Origin of the sequence: Arthrobacter luteolus NBRC 107841, assembly GCF_001552075.1 — a bacterium.
In the GTDB taxonomy this organism is placed as follows: Bacteria; Actinomycetota; Actinomycetes; order Actinomycetales; family Micrococcaceae; genus Arthrobacter_B; species Arthrobacter_B luteolus.
Genome location: NZ_BCQM01000003.1, coordinates 242,184 through 260,957, shown reverse-complemented (window position 1 = coordinate 260,957; position 18,774 = coordinate 242,184). Strand labels below are relative to the sequence as shown.

15 protein-coding genes are annotated in these 18,774 nt (G+C 67.4%); 9 read left to right on the top strand and 6 right to left on the bottom strand.

Annotated elements, in window-relative coordinates:
* Positions 1-15 precede the first annotated feature (15 nt).
* From AL3_RS08055 to AL3_RS18935, 3 genes are read right to left on the bottom strand one after another with little or no spacing between them, the layout of a single operon-like run.
* Positions 16-1,617, bottom strand: a complete 1,602-nt coding sequence (locus tag AL3_RS08055; RefSeq protein WP_066299025.1) for a DUF5719 family protein — start codon at positions 1,615-1,617, stop codon at positions 16-18.
* A complete protein-coding gene (locus AL3_RS08050; protein WP_083521563.1) occupies positions 1,617-5,510 on the bottom strand; it encodes a glycosyltransferase in 3,894 nt (1,297 codons plus the stop codon). The genes AL3_RS08055 and AL3_RS08050 overlap by 1 nt, the downstream gene beginning before the upstream one ends.
* A 29-nt stretch (positions 5,511-5,539) precedes the next feature.
* The gene (locus tag AL3_RS18935; protein WP_066299023.1) at positions 5,540-6,079 is read right to left on the bottom strand and encodes a WhiB family transcriptional regulator; all 540 of its coding nucleotides are present in this window, start codon (positions 6,077-6,079) and stop codon (positions 5,540-5,542) included.
* Positions 6,080-6,345: 266 nt separating this feature from the next.
* Here AL3_RS18935 and AL3_RS08040 point away from each other — a divergent pair, with 266 nt between their 5' ends.
* Positions 6,346-7,053, top strand: a complete 708-nt coding sequence (locus AL3_RS08040) for a TIGR03089 family protein (RefSeq protein ID WP_066299015.1) — start codon at positions 6,346-6,348, stop codon at positions 7,051-7,053.
* Here AL3_RS08040 and AL3_RS08035 read toward each other — a convergent pair.
* Positions 7,031-7,597, bottom strand: a complete 567-nt coding sequence (locus AL3_RS08035; protein ID WP_066299013.1) for a GtrA family protein — start codon at positions 7,595-7,597, stop codon at positions 7,031-7,033. The genes AL3_RS08040 and AL3_RS08035 overlap by 23 nt on opposite strands.
* A gap of 178 nt (positions 7,598-7,775) precedes the next feature.
* On the opposite strand from AL3_RS08035, the gene AL3_RS08030 reads away from it, so the two are divergent.
* The 4 genes from AL3_RS08030 (at position 7,776) to manA (ending at position 12,499) form a co-directional block, all read left to right on the top strand.
* Positions 7,776-8,960, top strand: coding sequence for a 5-(carboxyamino)imidazole ribonucleotide synthase (locus tag AL3_RS08030; RefSeq protein WP_083521562.1), 1,185 nt, complete (start codon positions 7,776-7,778; stop codon positions 8,958-8,960).
* Positions 8,957-9,484 carry a 5-(carboxyamino)imidazole ribonucleotide mutase gene (purE, locus tag AL3_RS08025; RefSeq protein WP_066299007.1) on the top strand — a complete coding sequence of 176 codons (528 nt, stop codon included), beginning with the start codon at positions 8,957-8,959 and terminating at the stop codon, positions 9,482-9,484. Before AL3_RS08030 ends, purE begins: the two co-directional genes overlap by 4 nt.
* Before the next feature lie 9 nt (positions 9,485-9,493).
* On the top strand, positions 9,494-11,104 hold the full coding sequence (locus AL3_RS08020) for an LCP family protein (RefSeq protein ID WP_066299005.1): 1,611 nt from the start codon (positions 9,494-9,496) through the stop codon (positions 11,102-11,104).
* A 63-nt stretch (positions 11,105-11,167) separates the two neighbouring features.
* Positions 11,168-12,499 carry a mannose-6-phosphate isomerase, class I gene (manA, locus tag AL3_RS08015; protein ID WP_066299003.1) on the top strand — a complete coding sequence of 444 codons (1,332 nt, stop codon included), beginning with the start codon at positions 11,168-11,170 and terminating at the stop codon, positions 12,497-12,499.
* Here the strand turns inward: manA and AL3_RS08010 are convergent.
* On the bottom strand, positions 12,496-13,530 hold the full coding sequence (locus AL3_RS08010; protein WP_066299000.1) for a lipid II:glycine glycyltransferase FemX: 1,035 nt from the start codon (positions 13,528-13,530) through the stop codon (positions 12,496-12,498). The two genes, manA and AL3_RS08010, sit on opposite strands and share 4 nt — an antisense overlap.
* Positions 13,531-13,639: 109 nt before the next feature.
* Here AL3_RS08010 and AL3_RS08005 point away from each other — a divergent pair, with 109 nt between their 5' ends.
* On the top strand, positions 13,640-14,485 hold the full coding sequence (locus AL3_RS08005; RefSeq protein ID WP_246168670.1) for a TspO/MBR family protein: 846 nt from the start codon (positions 13,640-13,642) through the stop codon (positions 14,483-14,485).
* Positions 14,486-14,620: 135 nt separating this feature from the next.
* Here the strand turns inward: AL3_RS08005 and glpX are convergent, their stop codons facing one another.
* Positions 14,621-15,649: a class II fructose-bisphosphatase gene (glpX, locus tag AL3_RS08000; protein ID WP_370665145.1), complete on the bottom strand. Its 1,029-nt coding sequence runs from the start codon at positions 15,647-15,649 to the stop codon at positions 14,621-14,623.
* Between the two features lie 210 nt (positions 15,650-15,859).
* Between glpX and AL3_RS07995 the strand changes: the two genes are divergently transcribed.
* From AL3_RS07995 to AL3_RS07985, 3 genes are all read left to right on the top strand, one after another.
* Positions 15,860-16,450 (top strand): DUF4245 domain-containing protein, encoded by a 591-nt coding sequence (locus tag AL3_RS07995; protein WP_066298995.1) that lies wholly within the window; start codon positions 15,860-15,862, stop codon positions 16,448-16,450.
* A 96-nt stretch (positions 16,451-16,546) separates the two neighbouring features.
* Positions 16,547-17,212 (top strand): carbonic anhydrase, encoded by a 666-nt coding sequence (locus AL3_RS07990; protein WP_281352993.1) that lies wholly within the window; start codon positions 16,547-16,549, stop codon positions 17,210-17,212.
* A gap of 74 nt (positions 17,213-17,286) precedes the next feature.
* Positions 17,287-18,708, top strand: coding sequence for a class II fumarate hydratase (locus AL3_RS07985; protein ID WP_066298993.1), 1,422 nt, complete (start codon positions 17,287-17,289; stop codon positions 18,706-18,708).
* Positions 18,709-18,774: the final 66 nt, after the last annotated feature.

The following is an 18,774-nucleotide window of genomic DNA, read 5'->3' as shown; positions in this document are numbered from 1 at the left end:
GCCCTATCGGTCTGCCTAGTAGCCGATGCCTATCTGGGCGCTTCTGCTGCCGGTGCTTCCCTCCGGCAGGGGCAGAACCGAGATGCCGGGTCCCTCCCCGGTGACCAGCTGCGCACCGTACACGGCTTCGCCAACGGCGGTCACCAGGACACCAGCCAGGTTTCCGGAACCGAGGTCAGCGGACTGCAGGGTCAGCGTGCGCCCGGCGGGAACGGCCACCACCTTTTCCTCCTGCAGCTTCCCGTCGGCACCAATGGCGCGGACCCTGACCTCCGCGGACCCGTCGGGGGCAGTGAACACCAGGGAGGAGCTGGCTCCGGGGACGGTGACGGCAAGATGTTCGCTGCCCATCCGTGTATCCGCGGGAGCGACGGCAAGTTCCACCCGCTCGTCGGGTTCCGTGCCGCGGCTGAAAACCGCGGCGGAGGTGAAGGCAACGTCGGATGAAAGGTCCAGGGAGTAAGTGCCCTCCGGCAGGTCCGCCAGCGGGATTTTCCCCACGGTTCCGGCGGGCACGCTGAAGACTCCGCCGCCGGGGATCTGGACTTCCCCATTGGGGCCAAAGACCCGCAGGTGGACCACTGCATCCGTGCTGCCCGGAACAGCCACGTTCAGGGTTGAGGCCACTGAGGCGCGGCCCTCCTGTTCGGCCAGCTTCCGGAGGGTCTCCGGTGACTGGAGTGCTATGCCGGTAATCACCTGGCGGGGCGAAGGAGCAGCTGTTGGTTCAATGATCTCCACACCGCCGGGGGTCAGCCCACGCAGGATGCTCTGCTCGATAACCGCGGTGACCGGACCGCCGGAGCTGCGCACACGCACGGCGGCGGCCTCTTCGTTGGCGGCCAGTCCCGCGAGGATGATGGAGCGGGTTTCACCCGGCGCGACGACGATCCCGCGGCTGTTGCCGGACTCGATCCGTCCCGCTGAACCGTGAAGCTCCAGGTCGACGGTGGCCGGGGTCACCGAGGGATTGGAGAGCCGCAGCACCGCGGTGGCGCCCACGGTGGTCCGCGCCCCGAGGAGCCACATGTCGTTGCCCGGCGTCTGGCAGTTGGCCGCGGCCAGTCCGGCCAGGTCACCGTCTGTGGCGGAATAGCCCAGGACAGCGTTCGCAGTAGCCGGTGTCTTGCCGCTGGGCTCCGCTTCCAGGGCCGTCACGGTGCCGACTGCCTGGTTCTGCAGCACACCGGCGAGCCGGGTCCCGGCCAAGGGCGCGGTGTCTCCCGCCTTGATCCCCGCAAGGACCTTCCCGTCCTCCAGTGCGCTGAGCTCAGCGGCCGGAAGGGACGCGCCGGGAGCGCCGAGAACAACTGAGCTGACCGCAGTGGCAGCTGATTCGGAGACCGGACTGTACTCGGCGTCGGTGCCGGAAACATTACCCGCCAGTAAACGCAGCGGCTGGGGGCAGACCGCCGTCAGGGCGCCCGCCGGGACCTCGGTGGCCGGGGGCTGGACGGCAATGCCGGAGCCGGCTGGAGCAGCCACCGCACCAGCAGTGATCAGTGCTCCGGCCGCGGCCATCAGAACGACGCCGGCGGAGACGGTGTAGGCCGTTTTCCGGCGGCTCTGGCGGCGGCCGCGTGCTGCGGACCGGGTGACTTCACCGGAACGCTCCATCAGCGGACTCCTTCGTGTGAACTGTTCGCGGATGTTGTCCCGGCACCGGCACGGTCCTGGTCACCGGCAGGGCTGCCTGTGCCAGTGGGTTGCCCGGCTTCCTCAGCGGGTTTGGCCGTCTCGGCAGGCTTAGCCGCGCCGGCGGCTGAGCGCGGAGCACCCGCGGATTCGGCTGCCTTATCCGGCTCTCCGGGTGCTGGCTTCGCATCACGCGGTCCGGCTTTGGCTGCCCTGGCCCGGGCTTTTTCGTCGGCTTTGTCCCGGACCTTCGCCGCCCTGGCCTTGGCTTTTGCCTCGGCTTTGGTGGCTTTGGTTACGCCTGCCGTGGGGCCGGCTGCTGCGGGATGCCCGTCTGCGGTGGGGCGTCCGGCAGCTGTGGTGTTCCCAGCGGCCTTGGTGCCTCCGGCCTCCGCAGAGCGCTCGTGTTTGGTCCGGCGGGCGGAGCCTGCGCTCCGCCGCGATGCCTTGACCGGTCCGGGTGCAGCTCCCGGAACGGCAGGGTTTGTGCCCTCTGGTTCAGGACCGTCGCCCGGCCCCCTGCCTGGCCCGGAGCTGCCGGGTCCCGCGGCGCCGGGATCGGAGGTGCCGGGATCGGAGGCGCCTGGATCGGAGGTCCCGGCAACCTGCCGCGCGGGCCGCTGCTTGCCGGGGAGGCGGATCACGCCGGAACGCACGGGTGTGGGCACGGCCAGGAGCAGGGTGAGTCCGAAAACGACAATCTGCACGATTTCTGTGTACGGTTCCCAGGCGCTGCGGTAGTCCACGCTCAGGGTCCCGCCCTCAGCAGGCAGGCTGAACGTCTGCGCCCATCCGTCGGTTGCCGGCTCAAGCCGGTTGCCGTTGAGGCTGGCCTGCCATCCGGTGTCGGCGCGTTCAGCCAGCACCAGTTTCCGGCCTTCCTCACCGGCCGGTATGTCAGTGTTGACGGCCGTTGTCTCCGAGGGAACCAGCGCCACCGTCTCACCGGCCGCGTCCTGGATCCGGACGCGGGACGTCTGTCCGGCTACGGTTTCGGTGCCCTCTTCGTCCAGGGTTCCCACCACCCGCCACAACCAGCCGGAACCGGTCTGCCCTACGGCGGTGAGGCCGGGGACCGCGTCCATGCGGTCGGCCAGGAGTTCCGCGGCGGTATCAGAGGTCTGCAGGACCACAAAGCCGACGCCGAGCCGGGCCAGCTCGGATCGTGGATCCACCCCGGTGCCGGCGGTGATGACTGCAACGGCGCTGCGCAGGGCGGCGGTTGCTTCGTCGTCCGGGACAGTGTTTTCCTGGCCCGGATCACCCTGCACCGAACGCGCGGTGTAGGAAGCGTTCAGTCCGTCAAGGGTGCTCCCGCCGGAGCGCATCAGGGTTGCCGTGACGTCGTCCCCCGTTCCCATGGACAGGACGAGTGCGCGGGTTTGGTCCGGGCTGTTGCCGCGGTCAGCTGCCGTTGCGGGCAGCACCCGGGGATCGGTGGGACGGATTGCCAGGGTGGTTCCGGGCTGGGCTCCGCCCGCTCCCGCTTCGGTCACGGCACCGGTGGCCTGCGGAATAGTCCAGGCCGCCAGGCTGACTGCGGGACCGGCACCAAGCAGAATGCCAAGGATTACGACGCCGGCGGTAACCGGCTTCCTAACGGTTCCGTCAGCGCTTCGCCGGCGGGCCAGCAGCGCGTCCATGGCCAGCAGAGCCGAGCAGAGCTGCCCGAAGACGGCCGCTGAGACGAGCGGGCCCGGGAAGGGAGTGACCAGTGCCGTCGCTGAGCTTCCGGTGGCCAGATAGGCGCAGGCTCCGCCCAGGGCCAGCGCGCTGATGCTGAGGAGCCAGGCAAGACGGGCGGCACCCGCGTGCCGGGTGGTGAAAAGTGCTGCCGCGGACACCGCAACCACAGGCGCACCCACCAGCAGCGCGAGCACCAGGGCCCAAGGCCCTGAAGGAAGGAAGTCCAGGCCGGCCAGCGGATCGGCCGCGGCAAAGGCAGCCGGATATCCGAGCAGCTGCTGCCACAGTGCGGCCGGCTCGAAGCCCAGCGGCACGCCGGGATCGGCAGCTGCCGCGCGCAGGTTGTTCGAAGCGGAGAGGATGACCGGCAGGAGCAGCGCGGCTGACGGGAGCAGCGACCACCAGAGGGTCCGGGCCCTGGAGCGCAGCCGGACGGAGAGGATCAGCACGCTGAGGGTGCCGAGCACAAAGAGCAGAGGTGCGCAGGCGGTAAGAATGGCCAGGAGCAGGCCTGCCGCAGCGGCGGCGGTCCAGCTCGGAACGCCGTGCACACCGGGTTTGCGCTGCAGCGCGCCTGAGTCCCGGTGCGGGCGGGTTTCGTCCTCTGCCAGGCCCATACCCAGGGCCCGGGCCATGGCCAGAGCGGTCAGCGGAAGCAGGAGATGGGCCAGCAGCGCGCCGAGCCGTCCCTCGCCAAGGGCTGCCTGCAGAGCCGGCAGGGCGCCCCAGAACATGGCGGCCCAGAAGCGCAGGCCGCTGCGGCGGGTCACCGCCCCGGAGGCGAACCAGGCGCTGAGCCCGGCAAGCGGCATGGCCAGGATCACGAGCACAACCACGGCGGCGTTGGCGTTGCCGAATCCGGCGGCGCCAAGCAGCCACAGCACATAGTCGAAGGGATCACCGTGGCCGGGGTATCCGGCACCGGTTTCCGCCCACCAGCCGCTGGCGTTGGCCCAGATGTCTCCCAGCGCCGTCGACACGGGAAGCAGGGCCCCGCCGGTGAGCGCGGCGGCTCCAACCAACCGGTGCAGTCCGGTCAGCGCGGCCACCGTCAGCAGGACGGCGGCGGCAAGGGCGCCGGCGCCGACCCAGGTGCGGGCAGGCCCGGACAGGGCAGCGAAGTCATCATTCGCGTCGCCGCTGGGGACATAGGAATCGACTGACCCGGCGTCGTCGGCCGGATGGGTCTTGGCCGCAGCTTCGGATTCATGCACGGAGCGGCGGTATTCACGAACTTCACGCGGCCCGGTGACCAGGGCACGGACAGTACTGCGCGGCAGCCGGCGGGTGGCCGCGGCAGCTTTGCGGGAGCGGTAGAGGTCCACCGGCCGGAGGACACCGGCAATGCTTGAGACCAGTGCCCCGGCTGCGTATCCGGGATCCTTGGCCAGCATCCCCAGGAAGAACCGGCCGAACCCACCCAGGACGGCGCCAAGTGCCAGGAACGGAAGCTGCCATCCGGGGGCATGTTTGAGGCGGAGGAAGATTTCCGCCTTCCGGGCGGCACCGGCGGAGGCGGCTGTGTTGGGCCGGTTTCCAGCGTGGCGGATCCGGGCCGAAGGCACCACGACCACACGGTTGCCGGCGAGCCGGTTCCGCCAGCAGAGGTCAATATCGTCCCCGGTTCCGGGCAGTGCCGGGTCGAATCCGCCGAGGCGGTCCCAGACGTCACGCCGGATCAGCATGCCGGCGGAGTTCACTGCGAAAATATCGCTGCGGGAGTCGTACTGTCCCTGGTCCAGCTCGTCAGTATCGATCATGGTCAGGCGCTCGGCCCACCGGCTGACGGAGACGCCCACGTCCACGAGTTTGCGTGGATTTTCCCACTCCACCTGCTTGGCGCCGGCGATTGTCACGGACGGCGCTACTTCAACGGCCCGGAGCAGCTGGGCCAGGGCGTCGGGGTCCGGCGCCGAATCGTCGTGCAGCAGCCAGAGCCAGTCCTGTGCACCGCCGTCGCCGGAGCGGGCGGGCAGCTGTGCCAGACCCGTCTTCACGGCGGCACCGAATCCGGCCCGGGACGGCGCGCCGGTTACCGGGCTGCCAACCGGGAGGCCGAGCTGGAGCAGGGATGCCGACGCGTCAGTGGAGCCCGCGTCGACGCCCAGGCAAAAGTCTGCCGGGCGGGTCTGGGCGGCCAGTGCGGAAAGTGTTTCGGGAAGGTACTCGGCGCCGTTGTGGGCAACCACAACGGCACATACGCGGACGTGCGAAGGAATTAGACTGCCTGCTTCCGAAGACGCCGGCGTTCCCGCTCGGACAGCCCGCCCCAGATACCAAAGCGTTCGTCATTGGCCAGTGCATATTCCAGGCACTGGGACCGCACGTTGCACGCGGCGCAGACTTTCTTTGCATCGCGGGTGGATCCGCCCTTTTCGGGGAAGAACGCTTCGGGATCTGTCTGCGCGCACAGTGCGTCCGCCTGCCAGCCGAGTTCGCCCTCGTCGGCATACCCGTCACCCAGGCCCGGCAGTCCGATCCAGACTTTCCGCTCCTCCGTTTCCGCAGGTGTCTGGAACAGCGAGACCGGCGGATCCAATGGATCGTCTTCCGGCGACCCTCCGGCCAGTGCCTCATGAGCCGCGAGGAATGCTGTCGCTGCAGACTCCAGGCTTCCGGCGCTCTCCCGGTAGCGGTCCGCGGCTTCGGGATCCGCAGGATCGACGTACCAGTCCACAGGCACTCCCCGCGAGCCGTAGCTCGTGGAGGCCTGCGCGGCGACGTCCGGCCGGTCATGCTTCATTTCTGCTTGCCCCATGGAGTCCTCCCGGTGTAAATGCTCCAACAGCGGATATCTGGATTCACCCAAGCGACAATCAGCTTGCTGTGCATGCGCGTCGGTAATGGTTTGCTGGAACAATCCGTTCCCTAATTACACGCGTGTAATACGTCCCCGTCAAGCTGTTTCGGCATCCTATAGAGTCTGAACCGTCCCGCGGTGGCGCGCCACGCCGTAAATTTTGCCCCACACGGCATGTCGCGGTCCGCCAAACAACACATCCTCCACCAGCGAAAGCGAAGCCCATGACGGAAAACCCGGTCCCATCCATACTGTCCACGCTGCGGACAGAGCAGGCAACCTCACCCGCACTGATCTGGTACGGACCGGACGGAGAACGGGTAGAGCTTTCAGGCCGGGTCCTGGACAACTGGGTTGCCAAAACCTCCAACTTTGCCATCGAGGAACTGGACGTGGAGCCGGGCACCGTGGTGCAGCTGGACATGCCCGTGCACTGGAAGACCCTGGTCTGGGCCCTCGCGGCGTGGCAAACGGGCTGCATACTCTCCCTATCGGCCGAGGCACGGGCCGGCGTTAGGGTCACCGCAGGAGAACCTCAGCCTCAGGCACCAGGCCAGCTGGTGGTTGCCGTGGCACTTCCCGCCCTGGCCATGGCATGGCCAGGCAGCCTCCCGGCCGGCACAGTGGATTACACGGCAGAAGTCCGGTCCTTCGCGGACACCTATGCCGGGCCGGATGCCCCCGAAGGGACCGGGGACGCCCTGGCGTCCGGAACGGAAGGGGCCGCTGTTCCGTTCAGCGCGCTCATGGCACCGGCTGCGGACGGACCCCAGGTCCTGCTGGCCCCCGCCGGGGCCGGGACTGCAGCGGTCCTCGGAGCGGCTCTGGATACCTGGTCCGCCGGCGGGACAATCGTTCTGTCGGGTGAAGGGGTCGAGGTGCCGGCCAGCACGCTGGCTGCAGAGCGGGTTACTGCTCGGCTTGGGGCTTAAGCTGCTTGGCGCCTTCTGCTGCGGGCTCTGAGGCGGCGGCAGCGTCGACTTCCCGGGAAGGGTCCAAGGTCATTTCCATGGCCAGTTCGCGCGCCTCGTCATCGGCGGAGCTGTTGAAGACCCAGTACCGGTAGGCGAAGAACCGGACAACGGTCGCCACCCCGATGCCGATGACACCGGCCATAAACAGGGTGCTGTTATCCGTGATGCCCATCGGGTAGCGGGCAATCCAGGTGAAGCCGGTGGAGATCAGGATGCCGATCCCGTTGATCAGGATGAACTGCACAAATTCACGGGCCACATTGCTTTGCCTGCGGTGGCGGAACGTCCACCACCGGTTCGCCACCCAGGAAAACAGTGTCGCAATCGTAGCGCCGGCAAACCGTGCCTTCGCCGGGCTGCCTTCCATGATGGAGTGCATGAAGATCCAGGTCAGGCCGTTGTCCACGACGAATGCGACAGCACCGACCGTGCCGAACTTCGCGACCTCGCGCCAGAAGGCAGACGCCAGTCCCCTAAGCCAGGAAATAAATGATGTGATCATGACCCTCCGCGGCCAATCGTGCCCGGGCGGATATGCCGGCCGGGCGGAGCTACCGCCGAGAGCAGACAGGGCGGAAAGAACACACTTTACCTGCCCTTCGTGGGAGTTTGCCGGGTGCCCGGGCTGGGGCACCAGGACGCGGAGCGGGAAAACCCGCCGGTTTCGGTAACCTGTAGAGGTGAGATTTCCAATTATTGGCGTTGTCGGAGGCGGCCAGCTGGCCCGGATGATGGCCCCCGCGGCCACAGAGCTTGGATTTGAGCTGCGTGTCCTGGCTGAGGGTCCGGACGTATCCGCCGTAGCTGCCGTGTCCAACGCCGTCGTAGGCGACTACACCGATTACGCGGCCCTCCTGGCTTTCGCCCAGGGTGTGGACGTCCTGACCTTTGACCACGAGCATGTTCCCGGGGATCACCTGCGGGCCCTGCTGGCCGAAGGCATCAACGTCCAGCCGGGTCCCGATGCCCTGCTGCACGCCCAGGACAAACTGGTGATGCGTGCCGCCGTCGACCGTTTGGGTCTGCCCAACCCGCGCTGGGCCGCTGTTTCCACGGTCGCGGATCTGGTCGACTTCGGCAAGGCGGCCGGCTGGCCGGTAGTGCTGAAGACTCCGCGCGGAGGCTATGACGGCAAGGGTGTGCGCATCATCGAGGATGCCGCAGGTGCGGCCGATGCTGCCGGCTGGTTCACCGGCTCGCCCCTGCTTGCCGAGGAAAAGGTTCCCTTCACCCGTGAGCTTTCTGCCCTGATCGCCCGGACACCGGGCGGTGAAAGTGCTGCCTGGCCGGTGGTCCATTCGATCCAGGTGGACGGGGTGTGCGACGAGGTTATCGCCCCCGCCCAGGACCTGGACCCGGCCACGGCGTCGGCTGCCTCGGCCGCCGCGCTGCGCCTGGCGGAGGAGCTTGGCGTCACCGGAGTAATGGCCGCGGAGCTCTTTGAGACTCCCGGCCGCGGACCGGGCTTCCTCATCAACGAACTGGCCATGCGCCCGCACAATTCCGGTCACTGGACCATGGACGGCTCCGTGACCGGCCAGTTCGAGCAGCACCTGCGGGCGGTCCTTGATCTTCCGCTCGGTGACGCCGGGCTGCTGGGCGGCGTCACCGTGATGAAGAACTTCCTGGGCGGGGACAACCCCGACCTCTTCGGCGGCACAAGGCTGGCAATGGCCGCTGTTCCGTCCGCGAAGGTACATAATTACGGCAAGTCGGTGCGTCCCGGCCGGAAGATCGGTCACGTTAACGTGGTGGGAGCGGCTGCCGCAGACCTGCCCGCGGTCCGGCGCAGCGCGGAACGGGCTGCCGGAATCATCCGCGACGGCCGGGAATTGAACCGGGTAGAAAACGAGGAGTTGTCATGAGCACCGCCAAGACGCCGCTGGTCGGCCTGGTCATGGGGTCCGATTCGGACTGGCCCGTGATGGACGCCGCAGCGGCCGCCCTGGCCGAGTTTGGCATTCCCTTCGAGGCGGACGTGGTTTCCGCCCACCGGATGCCGGCAGAGATGATTGCGTACGGCCAGGAAGCGCACACCCGCGGCCTGCGGGTCATCATCGCTGGCGCCGGCGGAGCAGCCCACCTTCCTGGCATGCTGGCCGCGGTGACCCCGCTCCCGGTGATCGGCGTTCCCGTTCCGCTGAAGTACCTTGACGGCATGGACTCCCTGCTTTCGATCGTCCAGATGCCGGCGGGCGTCCCGGTGGCAACCGTGTCCATCGGCGGCGCACGCAACGCCGGCCTGCTGGCGGTGCGGATGCTGGCCTCGGGCACGGACCCGCTGGCTGCGAAACTCCAGCAGCAGCTCATCGATTTTGCCGGCGAACTCCGCCAGAGTGCCATGGCCAAGGGTGCGCGCCTGCGTACTTCGGTCACGGAAAGCGCCTAGGGACTGCGGATGGGCAGGACAGAGGCGAGAGGCGCAGTATTCACGGATCCGGTCCGCTATCCGCAGTCCGCGTCCCCGCAGGTGCGCACCAAGCGCGCTTTCGTGCTGCTGCTGCTGACCCTGCTCCTGCCCGGCTCTGCGCAGGTCGTCGCCGGCGACCGCCGGCTGGGACGCCGTGCCCTCCAGGTCACGTTCACTGTCTGGGCCGCGGTCATCGCGGTGCTGGTCATCGCGCTGACCAACCGGATCCTTCTGGTGAATTTCTTCACCAACGGCTGGACGTCGTTCCTGCTGATGGCCGCCCTGGCCTTACTCGCCGTTGGCTGGGCCCTGCTCTTCCTGAACACCTTCCGCATCATCCGGCCCCCGCTGCTGCAGCGGAACGTGCGGCCGGCCGTTGCCGGCGCCCTGGTGGTCCTGATGGCCCTCACCAGCGGCGGGCTGGCCTACGGCGCCTGGCTCCTCAACGTCAGCCGCCAGACCTTCGACAGCATTTTCGCCTCCGGACCGGCCTTTGAACCGGTGGACGGCCGCTACAACTTCCTGCTGATGGGCGGCGACGCCGGAGCGGACCGCACGGGTCTCCGTCCGGACAGCATGTCCGTTTTCAGCGTGGACGCGAAGACCGGCCAGATTGTCACCTTCGGCCTCCCCCGCAACTTCCAGAACGCCCTCTTTACCGAGGATTCGCCGCTCTGGCAGGTCTATCCGGAAGGCTACAACTGCGGTGACGAGTGCATCCTCAACAGCCTCTACCAGGTGGTCACCGACAACCACGCCGACCTGTACCCGGACTCGGAGGACCCGGGCGCCGAAGCCATGATGGATGCCGCCGGGGGAATCCTGGGCCTTGAAGTGCAGTCCTACGTGATCGTGGACATGGAAGGCTTCTCCAGCCTGATCGACGCCATGGGCGGGGTGAAAATCAATGCCGGCGGCTGGGTTCCCATCACGGCAGGGGAAATCCCCGGCACCAACCAGCATTACCCTCCGGACGGGTGGATCGCCCCGGGGGTGCAGACGATGGACGGCTACACCGCCCTTTGGTATGCGCGCTCACGGGAATTCGTGACCGACTACCACCGGATCGCCCGCCAGCAGTGTGTCCAGCAGGCCATGGTGGCGCAGCTGGATCCCGCGACCCTGCTCACCCGGTTCCAGGCGATCGCCTCCGCCGGTGAACAGGTGGTGCACACGGACATCCCGCAGGACCAGCTGGGCAGCTTCATCGACCTCGCATTGAAGTCCAAGAACCACGAGGTGCAGCGGATGACCATCGGCCCGCCCGATTTCGGCACCGCGGCGGATAACTTTGTCACCTACCCGGACTTCGATCTCATCCACACCCGTGTACAGGACATGCTCGCCGCTTCGTCCGCCACCGCCGAGCCGCCGGTGGAAGCACCTACTGAAACCGGCGACACGCCGGCCCCCGCGGCACCGGCGGAGGACGGCGGCGCATCCACGGATACGCCCGCTCCAGCTGCGCCTGCCACCGAGACCCCGGCACCGGCCGGCCCGGAGATCACCGCGGAATACCTCCAGGAACTTGCTACGATCGGCGACACTGCCACACTCGGCATGCTCCTGGACAACAACGGCGTCTGCAGCGCCGCTTAACCGACGTTCCCCGCACCGCACGTGCGGCCGCATCCGCAGGTGCGGTGCATTTGAAAGAGGACCATGTATCTGCTCGCCGGAAATCTCCGCCCCTACGCGTGGGGATCGATGACCGCCATGGCCGAGCTCTTCGGCCGGGACCCCAGCGGGGAACCCGAGGCCGAGCTCTGGTACGGAGCCCACCCCGGCGCCCCGTCGCGGATCGTTGATCCCCAGGGTCCCGCCGAGACGCTGGACGAGCTCATCGCCGCGGACCCGGAGGCTGCGCTCGGCCGCGGGACCGTCGCCGAGCACGGACCTGCTCTGCCCTTCCTGGCCAAACTGCTGGCTGCGGGGTCCCCCTTGTCCCTGCAGGTACACCCCACCCGGGACCAGGCGGAGGCGGGCTTCGCCGCTGAAGACGCCGCCGGCGTCGACCGTTCGGCCTCCGACCGGAACTACAAGGATGCGAACCACAAGCCGGAGATGATTTTCGCGCTGACCCCGTTCGAGGCGTTGTGCGGCTTCCGCGCGCCCGGCGACGCCGCCCGGCTGTTCCGTGACCTGGCGCGGCTGGTCGAGGCATCCGGCCGGCCCTCCCCTGCCCTGCTGGCGGAGACTGTGTCGGATCTGGAGTCCGGCCGGCCTGCGGCCGAAAAACTCGAAAAGGTGTTCCGGCGCCTGATCATGGGCGGCGAGGACGTCCGCGGCGCCGTAACGGCCGCCGCGGAAACGGTCCGCAGCCTCGGCGACGGGCAGCGTGCTGCCCTGGACCCGGCCCTCGCTGCCATCGCTGACCTGGACGGCTACTACCCCGCAGACCCGGGCGTGCTCATCTCGCTGCTGCTCAACCGTGTGTCGCTGCAGCCCGGAGAGGCCATTTACCTGCCGGCCGGCAACATCCACGCCTACCTCAGCGGCCTGGGGGTGGAGGTGATGGCTTCCTCGGACAACGTGCTCCGCGGCGGCCTGACACCGAAGCACGTGGACATACCCGAGCTGCTTAAAACCGTGGACTTCCGCCCGCTGGGGGTTCCACGCCTCGAAGCCGGGTTCACCGGGCTGGGACAGGAAATCTACCAGCCCCCGTTCAGCGAGTTCTCCCTGCAGCGGCTGGAACTGGCCCAGTCTGCAGGGGACGCCGGGCCCAGCATGTCAGCGGCCGACGTCCCGGTGCTGCAGAACGGCCCTACTCTGGTCATCGCGCTGCGCGGATCGCTGGTTCTGGATTCGCCGAAGCAGGATCTGGTCCTGCATCCCGGCGACTGTGCTTTCATTCCGGCCAACGAGGCACCGGTGATCGCTAAGCTCGCCGCCCATTCAGCACAGCACGACGACGGTGCGCTGGCCTTCGCGGTGACCGCCGGCACCGTTCCGGCGGCCGCTGGGACGGACGAACCGCAGCTGGAGATCTAGGAGTTTGCTCCCCGAAGGCGTCCGCGGATCCCGGACAGGACGCTGCGGGCCTTGCGCAGCGTGCTCTTGGCGAGCGGCAGCGCCGTGGTGAAGACCGGGTACAGCGGGGAAAGGGGTTTGTCCCATGTTCCCGCCAGCAGGTCCTCGTGCTGCGCCCAGCCCATCTTGAACTTGGACACACCGTCGTTCAGCAGTCCGTTGAAGTCGTAGCGGGTGAGTCCGCGCTCTTTCATCTCCCGGATGGCAAGCCATTTCAGGGCGTAGTTGGCCCGTAGCCGTTCGCCTTCCTCGCTCATGCCGCCGTACAGCTCGAAGGCGGTGTAAGCGCTCGCGGAGAGCCACAGGAACGCGACCACCTCGTTCTCCTTGAACGCCGCGTAGACGGGTGAGGCTGCGCCGAGGTTGTCAAAGATGTCCTGGTAGTAGGCATCCTCGTGGATACCGAATCCGGCGCGTTCAGCGGTCTGTTTGTAGACCGCCAGGCACTGCGGGATCTCTTCGCGGGAAACCGTCCGGTAGTCCAGCTCCTCACGGCCGGACTTGCGGATGTACTGGCGGTGCTTTTTGCTCATGCCCGCCAGCAGGTCCTCTTCACTGAGCGTGAGGTCCAGGATGAGGGTGCGCGGGATGAGGATGGTGTTGGCACTGTGCCGGAAGCCGGCGGCCGGCAGTGCAGCTGTGGCCGCGGCATCGGCGTCCCAGTCCGGCTCGATTGTCAGGGCCACGGCCCGGTGGGCCGTTTTGGCATAGGCCGCGGCGGCATCGAGGAGCTGTGTTTCCCGGCCTTTCTCTCCCTGCGGTCCGCGCGGGATGTAGGCGAGTGCCCGGAAGGGGAACGGCAGCCGGCGGATCAGCAGCTGCGCGCAGCCCACTACCTCACCGGCGTCGGAAATCAGCAGGCGTTCTGCGCGCCATCCGTGCTCTGCCTTCGTCTTACCCCAGCCCCACAGCTGCTGCGGGTGCCCGTTGAACCGGTTGACCCAGCCGTCCCAGTCAGAGGGATCGGTGCAGGAAGTAACGCTCAGTGTCATGCCAACAAGCCTACGTGCAAGCCTGCGTGCGCTCCGAACCGGCCGCCCGCCGGGCAACACCCGCCTGGTTTCCCGGCGGGAAACCAAGCAGGCTTTGTTACGCTCGAACATGGCTACTTCGACGTCAAATGATTCCAGTCCATCCGGCCCCGGCGGCTCACCGGAGCACCGCTCCGAGCGCTGGGACATCGTCCGGCAGCTAAGCGTCACCGTGTCATTTTTGCTCTGCATCATTGGTTCGATGATCGGGGTTGGTGTCTTCGGCGGGACCCCCATCGCGGAGGCTGCCGGGGGTGCCCTCGGCGCCGATGCCACCTATCTCGCCCCCGCCAGCCCGGCGTTTTCCATCTGGTCCGTGGTTTACGCCGGCCTGGGTGCTTTCACGGTCTATCAGTGGCTGCCCGCACAGCGCGCCTCCCGGCGGCAGCGTTCCCTCGGCTGGCTCGCCGCGGTGTCCATGCTCCTGAACGCCGCGTGGATCCTCAGTGTGCAGGCCGGTTCACTTGCGCTCTCCGTCGCGATGATCACCGCCCTGCTGGTGATCCTTGCCCTGGTGTTTAGGCTTTGTGCACGTTCGCGTCCGGACAGCTGGGCAGGTGCCGCAGTGGTTGACGGGACGCTCGGGCTTTATCTGGGCTGGGTGTCCGTGGCGATCTGCGCCAACATTGCTTCGACCCTGACCGCGGGCGGTTTCGACGGCTTTGGTCTGGACCCCGTGGTCTGGGCGGCCGCCGTCCTGGCCGCAGCCGCCGCAGTCGGTGTGGGCCTGGCCCTCTACGGCCGCGGCCGCCTGGCCCCGGCCGCAGCACTGGCATGGGGGTTGTCCTGGATCGCCGTCTCGAGAATCAACGGCGAACTGGTGTCCGTTCCGACCGCCGTGGCTGCCGCTGCAGCGGCGCTGATCATCGTGGCCGTCACCGCCGCCGCGCGGGTGGCTGCCGCCCGCCGGAGCTGATCCGCCAGCAGGCAGCGGACAGTTGAGCCGGAACTCAAGCGGCACTTTCCCGGAGCGCCAAAGCAGCAGGAGCCGGCCCGCTGCGGGCCGGCTCCTGCTGCTGGCATCCCTTCGCCGGGGTGCCGGGAAGAGGGGTTAGCGCAGGCGCGCGTAGGACTCCCACTTGTGTGACTGGTGTTCGCCGTCGACCACACGGATCGTCCCGGACTTGGAACGCATCACGATCGACTGGGTCAGGACCCGGTCCTTCTTGTAGCGCACGCCGCGCAGCAGGTCGCCGTCGGTGATGCCGGTGGCGGCGAAGTAGCAGTTGTCGCTGGTCACCAGGTCGTTGGTGGTCATCACGCGGTCCAGGTCGTGGCCGGCATCGATCGCCTTCTGCTTCTCCTCATCCGAGGTCGGCCACAGGCGGCCCTGGATGACACCGCCGAGCGTCTTGATGGCACAGGCGGTGATGATGCCTTCGGGCGTTCCGCCGATTCCCATCAGCGCGTCGACGTCGGTGCCTTCGCGGGCTGCGGCGATGCCGCCGGCGACGTCTCCGTCCATCAGCATCCGGGTGCGGGCGCCCGCATCACGGATTTCCTGCACCAGCGGCTTGTGCCGGTCGCGGTCCAGGATCATCACGTTGAGCTGGTTGATCTTCTTGCCCTTGGCCTTGGCAATCAGGTGCAGGTTCTGCTTCATCGGGAGGCGGAGGTCCACCATGTCTGCGGCTTCGGGGCCGGTGACCAGCTTCTCCATGTAAAACACCGCCGAGGGATCGAACATTGTGCCGCGTTCGGCGACGGCGAGTACTGCCAGCGCATTATTGATGCCCATCGCCGTCAGGCGGGTGCCGTCAATCGGGTCCACTGCGACGTCGCACAGGGCGCCGGTGCCGTCTCCCACATGCTCGCCGTTGTACAGCATGGGGGCTTCGTCCTTCTCGCCCTCACCGATGACCACAACGCCGTTGAAATGAACGGACGAAATCAGCGAACGCATTGCGTCAACGGCCGCACCGTCAGCAGCATTCTTATCGCCGAAACCAACCCAGTGGCCACCGGCGATCGCCGCGGCCTCAGTGACTCGCACCAGTTCGAGCGCGAGGTTCCGGTCCGGCTCGTCGTCTCCGACTGCCAGGGCGGGTGAAAGCGTTGAGTACTGGGCACCTTGGGACACGTTTAACCTCATCTTTGAAATTCGGGTTCCTGCCGTTCGGTGAGTGACACCTTGCAGCCACCCGCTGGCTGATCCTTGGTTCGATCATAGTCGCCAACGGGTTCAGAGCACCGCAGCAGTCTCCGTTTTACCCCCGCAGGCCAGGGCAGCGGCCCGGCCGGAAAGCAACCGGAATAGGACTTGCCGGGCCGCATAGGCGATTATGGAAGGGTGAGCGACCAGCAGCCCGAAGAACCCGCAGTTACCCCGACCCTGACCACCAAGCAGGCCAAACGCGCCAATGCAACGGTGATCGGCATGCTCATTGCTACGGGCATTACCCTGGCAATCGTGCTGCTTCCGGTACTGCTGAACCCGTACCAGAAGCCGCAGGTGCGCGACGTCGATGTTCAGGCGATCGCTTCCGAGGCAGCGGCCGATGCAGGCTACGATCCGCTGGCCCCCGAGCTGCCGGACGGCTGGACCGCCAACTACGCCCGCTGGGATTCAGGAGTCAATTCCGGTGTCCCTGCCTGGGAAGTGGGATATCTCACTCCGGACTGGGACTTCATCCGCCTCACGCAGACCGCCTCAGCCAACCCCACCTGGGTTTCCCAGACCACCGACGATTCCGTGGTTGCCGGTGAACGGACCGTGGGCGGAACCACGTGGCAGCTGCGGGACGGCGCAGACGGCGAGGCCCACCTTGTGACCGAGGTCGATGGCATGACAGTGGTCCTCAGCTCCGACGCTGACCTGGCGACCGTTGACCTGCTTGCCGAGGCCGCCCTCCGGGACCTCGCAGCGGCATCCGGCAGCTAGGCCGGGGCAGCTCCGGCCGGGTTCCAACGTCGCCGTCCGGTCCCCTGCGGCAGTCACAGAACCCCGGGAAGGCCCGCGGGGCATTATTGTTGAACGGTGACTGAAATCAACAGCCCCCTTAGTTCTCCCGTCACTCCGGCAGAGGCGTGGCAGCGGCTCCGCGACGGAAATGACCGTTTCATCGCCGGCAGCTCCCAGCACCCCAACCAGGACGCCCCGCGGCGCAGTTCGCTGGTCAACCAGCAGAATCCCTTCGCGGTTATCTTCGGCTGCTCGGATTCCCGGCTCGCCGCTGAAATCATCTTCGACCTTGGCCTTGGCGACGCCTTCGTCGTCCGCACCGCCGGCCAGGTGACCGACGACGCCGTCCTCGGCTCCCTCGAATACAGCGTCGGCGTCCTGGGCGTTCCCCTGATCGTGGTCCTCGGCCACGACAGCTGCGGTGCGGTCACCGCCACGAAGGAATCAGTCGACACCGGTTCCATGCCCGCCGGGCACGTCCGCACACTGGTCGAGCGCATCACACCCTCCGTCCTTGCCGCCCAGCGGAACGGACTGAGCGAGGTCAATGACATGGTGGTGGAGCACACCCGGCAAACGGCGGAACGGCTGGTGGAGGACTCCCGGCTGATCTCCGATGCGGTTGCCACCGGGCGCGCCGCCGTCGTCGGCCTTTCCTACCACCTCGCCGAAGGCCGGGCGGAGCTGGTCTCCAGCATCGGCAACCTCAGCACCGGCGTCGGGGACCTGGCCGCCGGCTAGGCCGAGGCATCGGGCAGCGCTGCTTTGCGACACGCGTTTTAGCCCCGGCCCCCACGCCCACTAGGCTGGGAGCCATGACTTCTGACTCCGCTGAATACCGCATTGAACATGACACCATGGGTGAGGTCCGGGTCCCGGTAAACGCCCTTTACCGCGCCCAGACCCAGCGCGCCGTCGAAAACTTCCCGATTTCCGGCAAGACCCTGGATGACGCGCACGTGGAGGCGCTGGCACGCATCAAGAAGGCCGCTGCCGCTGCCAACGCCGAATTGGGAGTGCTCGACGACGAGCGTGCCAAGGCCATTGCTTCCGCCGCTGACGAAGTCGCGGCCGGCAAGCACTACAGCCAGTTCCCGATCGATGTTTTCCAGACCGGCTCCGGAACCTCGTCCAACATGAACACCAACGAGGTCCTGGCCGAACTCGCCAACCGCGCCCTGAAGGCAGCTGGCAGCGAGACCACGGTCCACCCCAACGATCACGTCAACGCGTCGCAGTCCTCCAACGACGTCTTCCCCACCTCGGTCCACGTCGCCGCCACGTCCGCCCTGATCAACAACCTGATCCCGGCCCTGGACCACCTGGCTGCCTCGCTGGAGCGCAAGGCCGAAGAGTTCAAGGACGTCGTCAAGTCCGGCCGCACCCACCTCATGGACGCCACCCCGGTGACCCTGGGCCAGGAGTTCGGCGGCTACGCCGCGCAGGTCCGCTACGGCATCGAGCGTGTGCAGGCGTCACTGCCCCGTGTGGCCGAGGTTCCGCTGGGCGGCACCGCCGTGGGCACCGGAATCAACACCCCGGCAGGCTTCCCGCAGCGCGTGATCGAGCTGCTGGCTGCCGACACCGGCCTGCCGCTGACCGAGGCCCGGGACCACTTCGAGTCCCAGGCCAACCGTGATGCCCTCGTTGAGGTCTCCGGCATGCTGCGCACCATCGCGGTCTCCTTCTCCAAGATCGCCAATGACCTGCGCTGGATGGGCTCCGGCCCCAACACCGGCCTCGGCGAGATCGCCATCCCCGACCTGCAGCCGGGCTCCTCGATCATGCCGGGTAAGGTCAACCCCGTCATTTCCGAAGCCGTCATGCAGGTTGCCGCACAGGTCGTGGGCAATGACGCCGCCATCGCCTGGGCCGGCACCTTCGGCTACTTCGAGCTGAACGTCGGCATCCCCGTCATTGCTTCGAACCTGCTCGAGTCCATCCGCCTGCTCGCCAACTCCTCGGTGATCATGGCGGACAAGATGATCGACGGCATCGAAGCCAATGTGGAGCGCGCACGCTACCTGGCCGAGGCTTCCCCCTCCATCGTCACGCCGCTGAACAAGTACATCGGCTACGAGAACGCTGCCAAGATCGCCAAGTTCGCAGTCAAGGAAGGCAAGACCATCCGCCAGTCCGTTATTGAACTGGGCTTCCTGGAACGCGGCGAAGTGACCGAGGAACAGCTGGATTCGGCTCTGGACGTGCTGTCCATGACCAAGCCCCCGCAGGCATAACCGGAACGCACATTCCCGCTAAGGGCGCCCGGCCGCTGGCCGGGCGCCCTTACCCGTTCCGGCGGT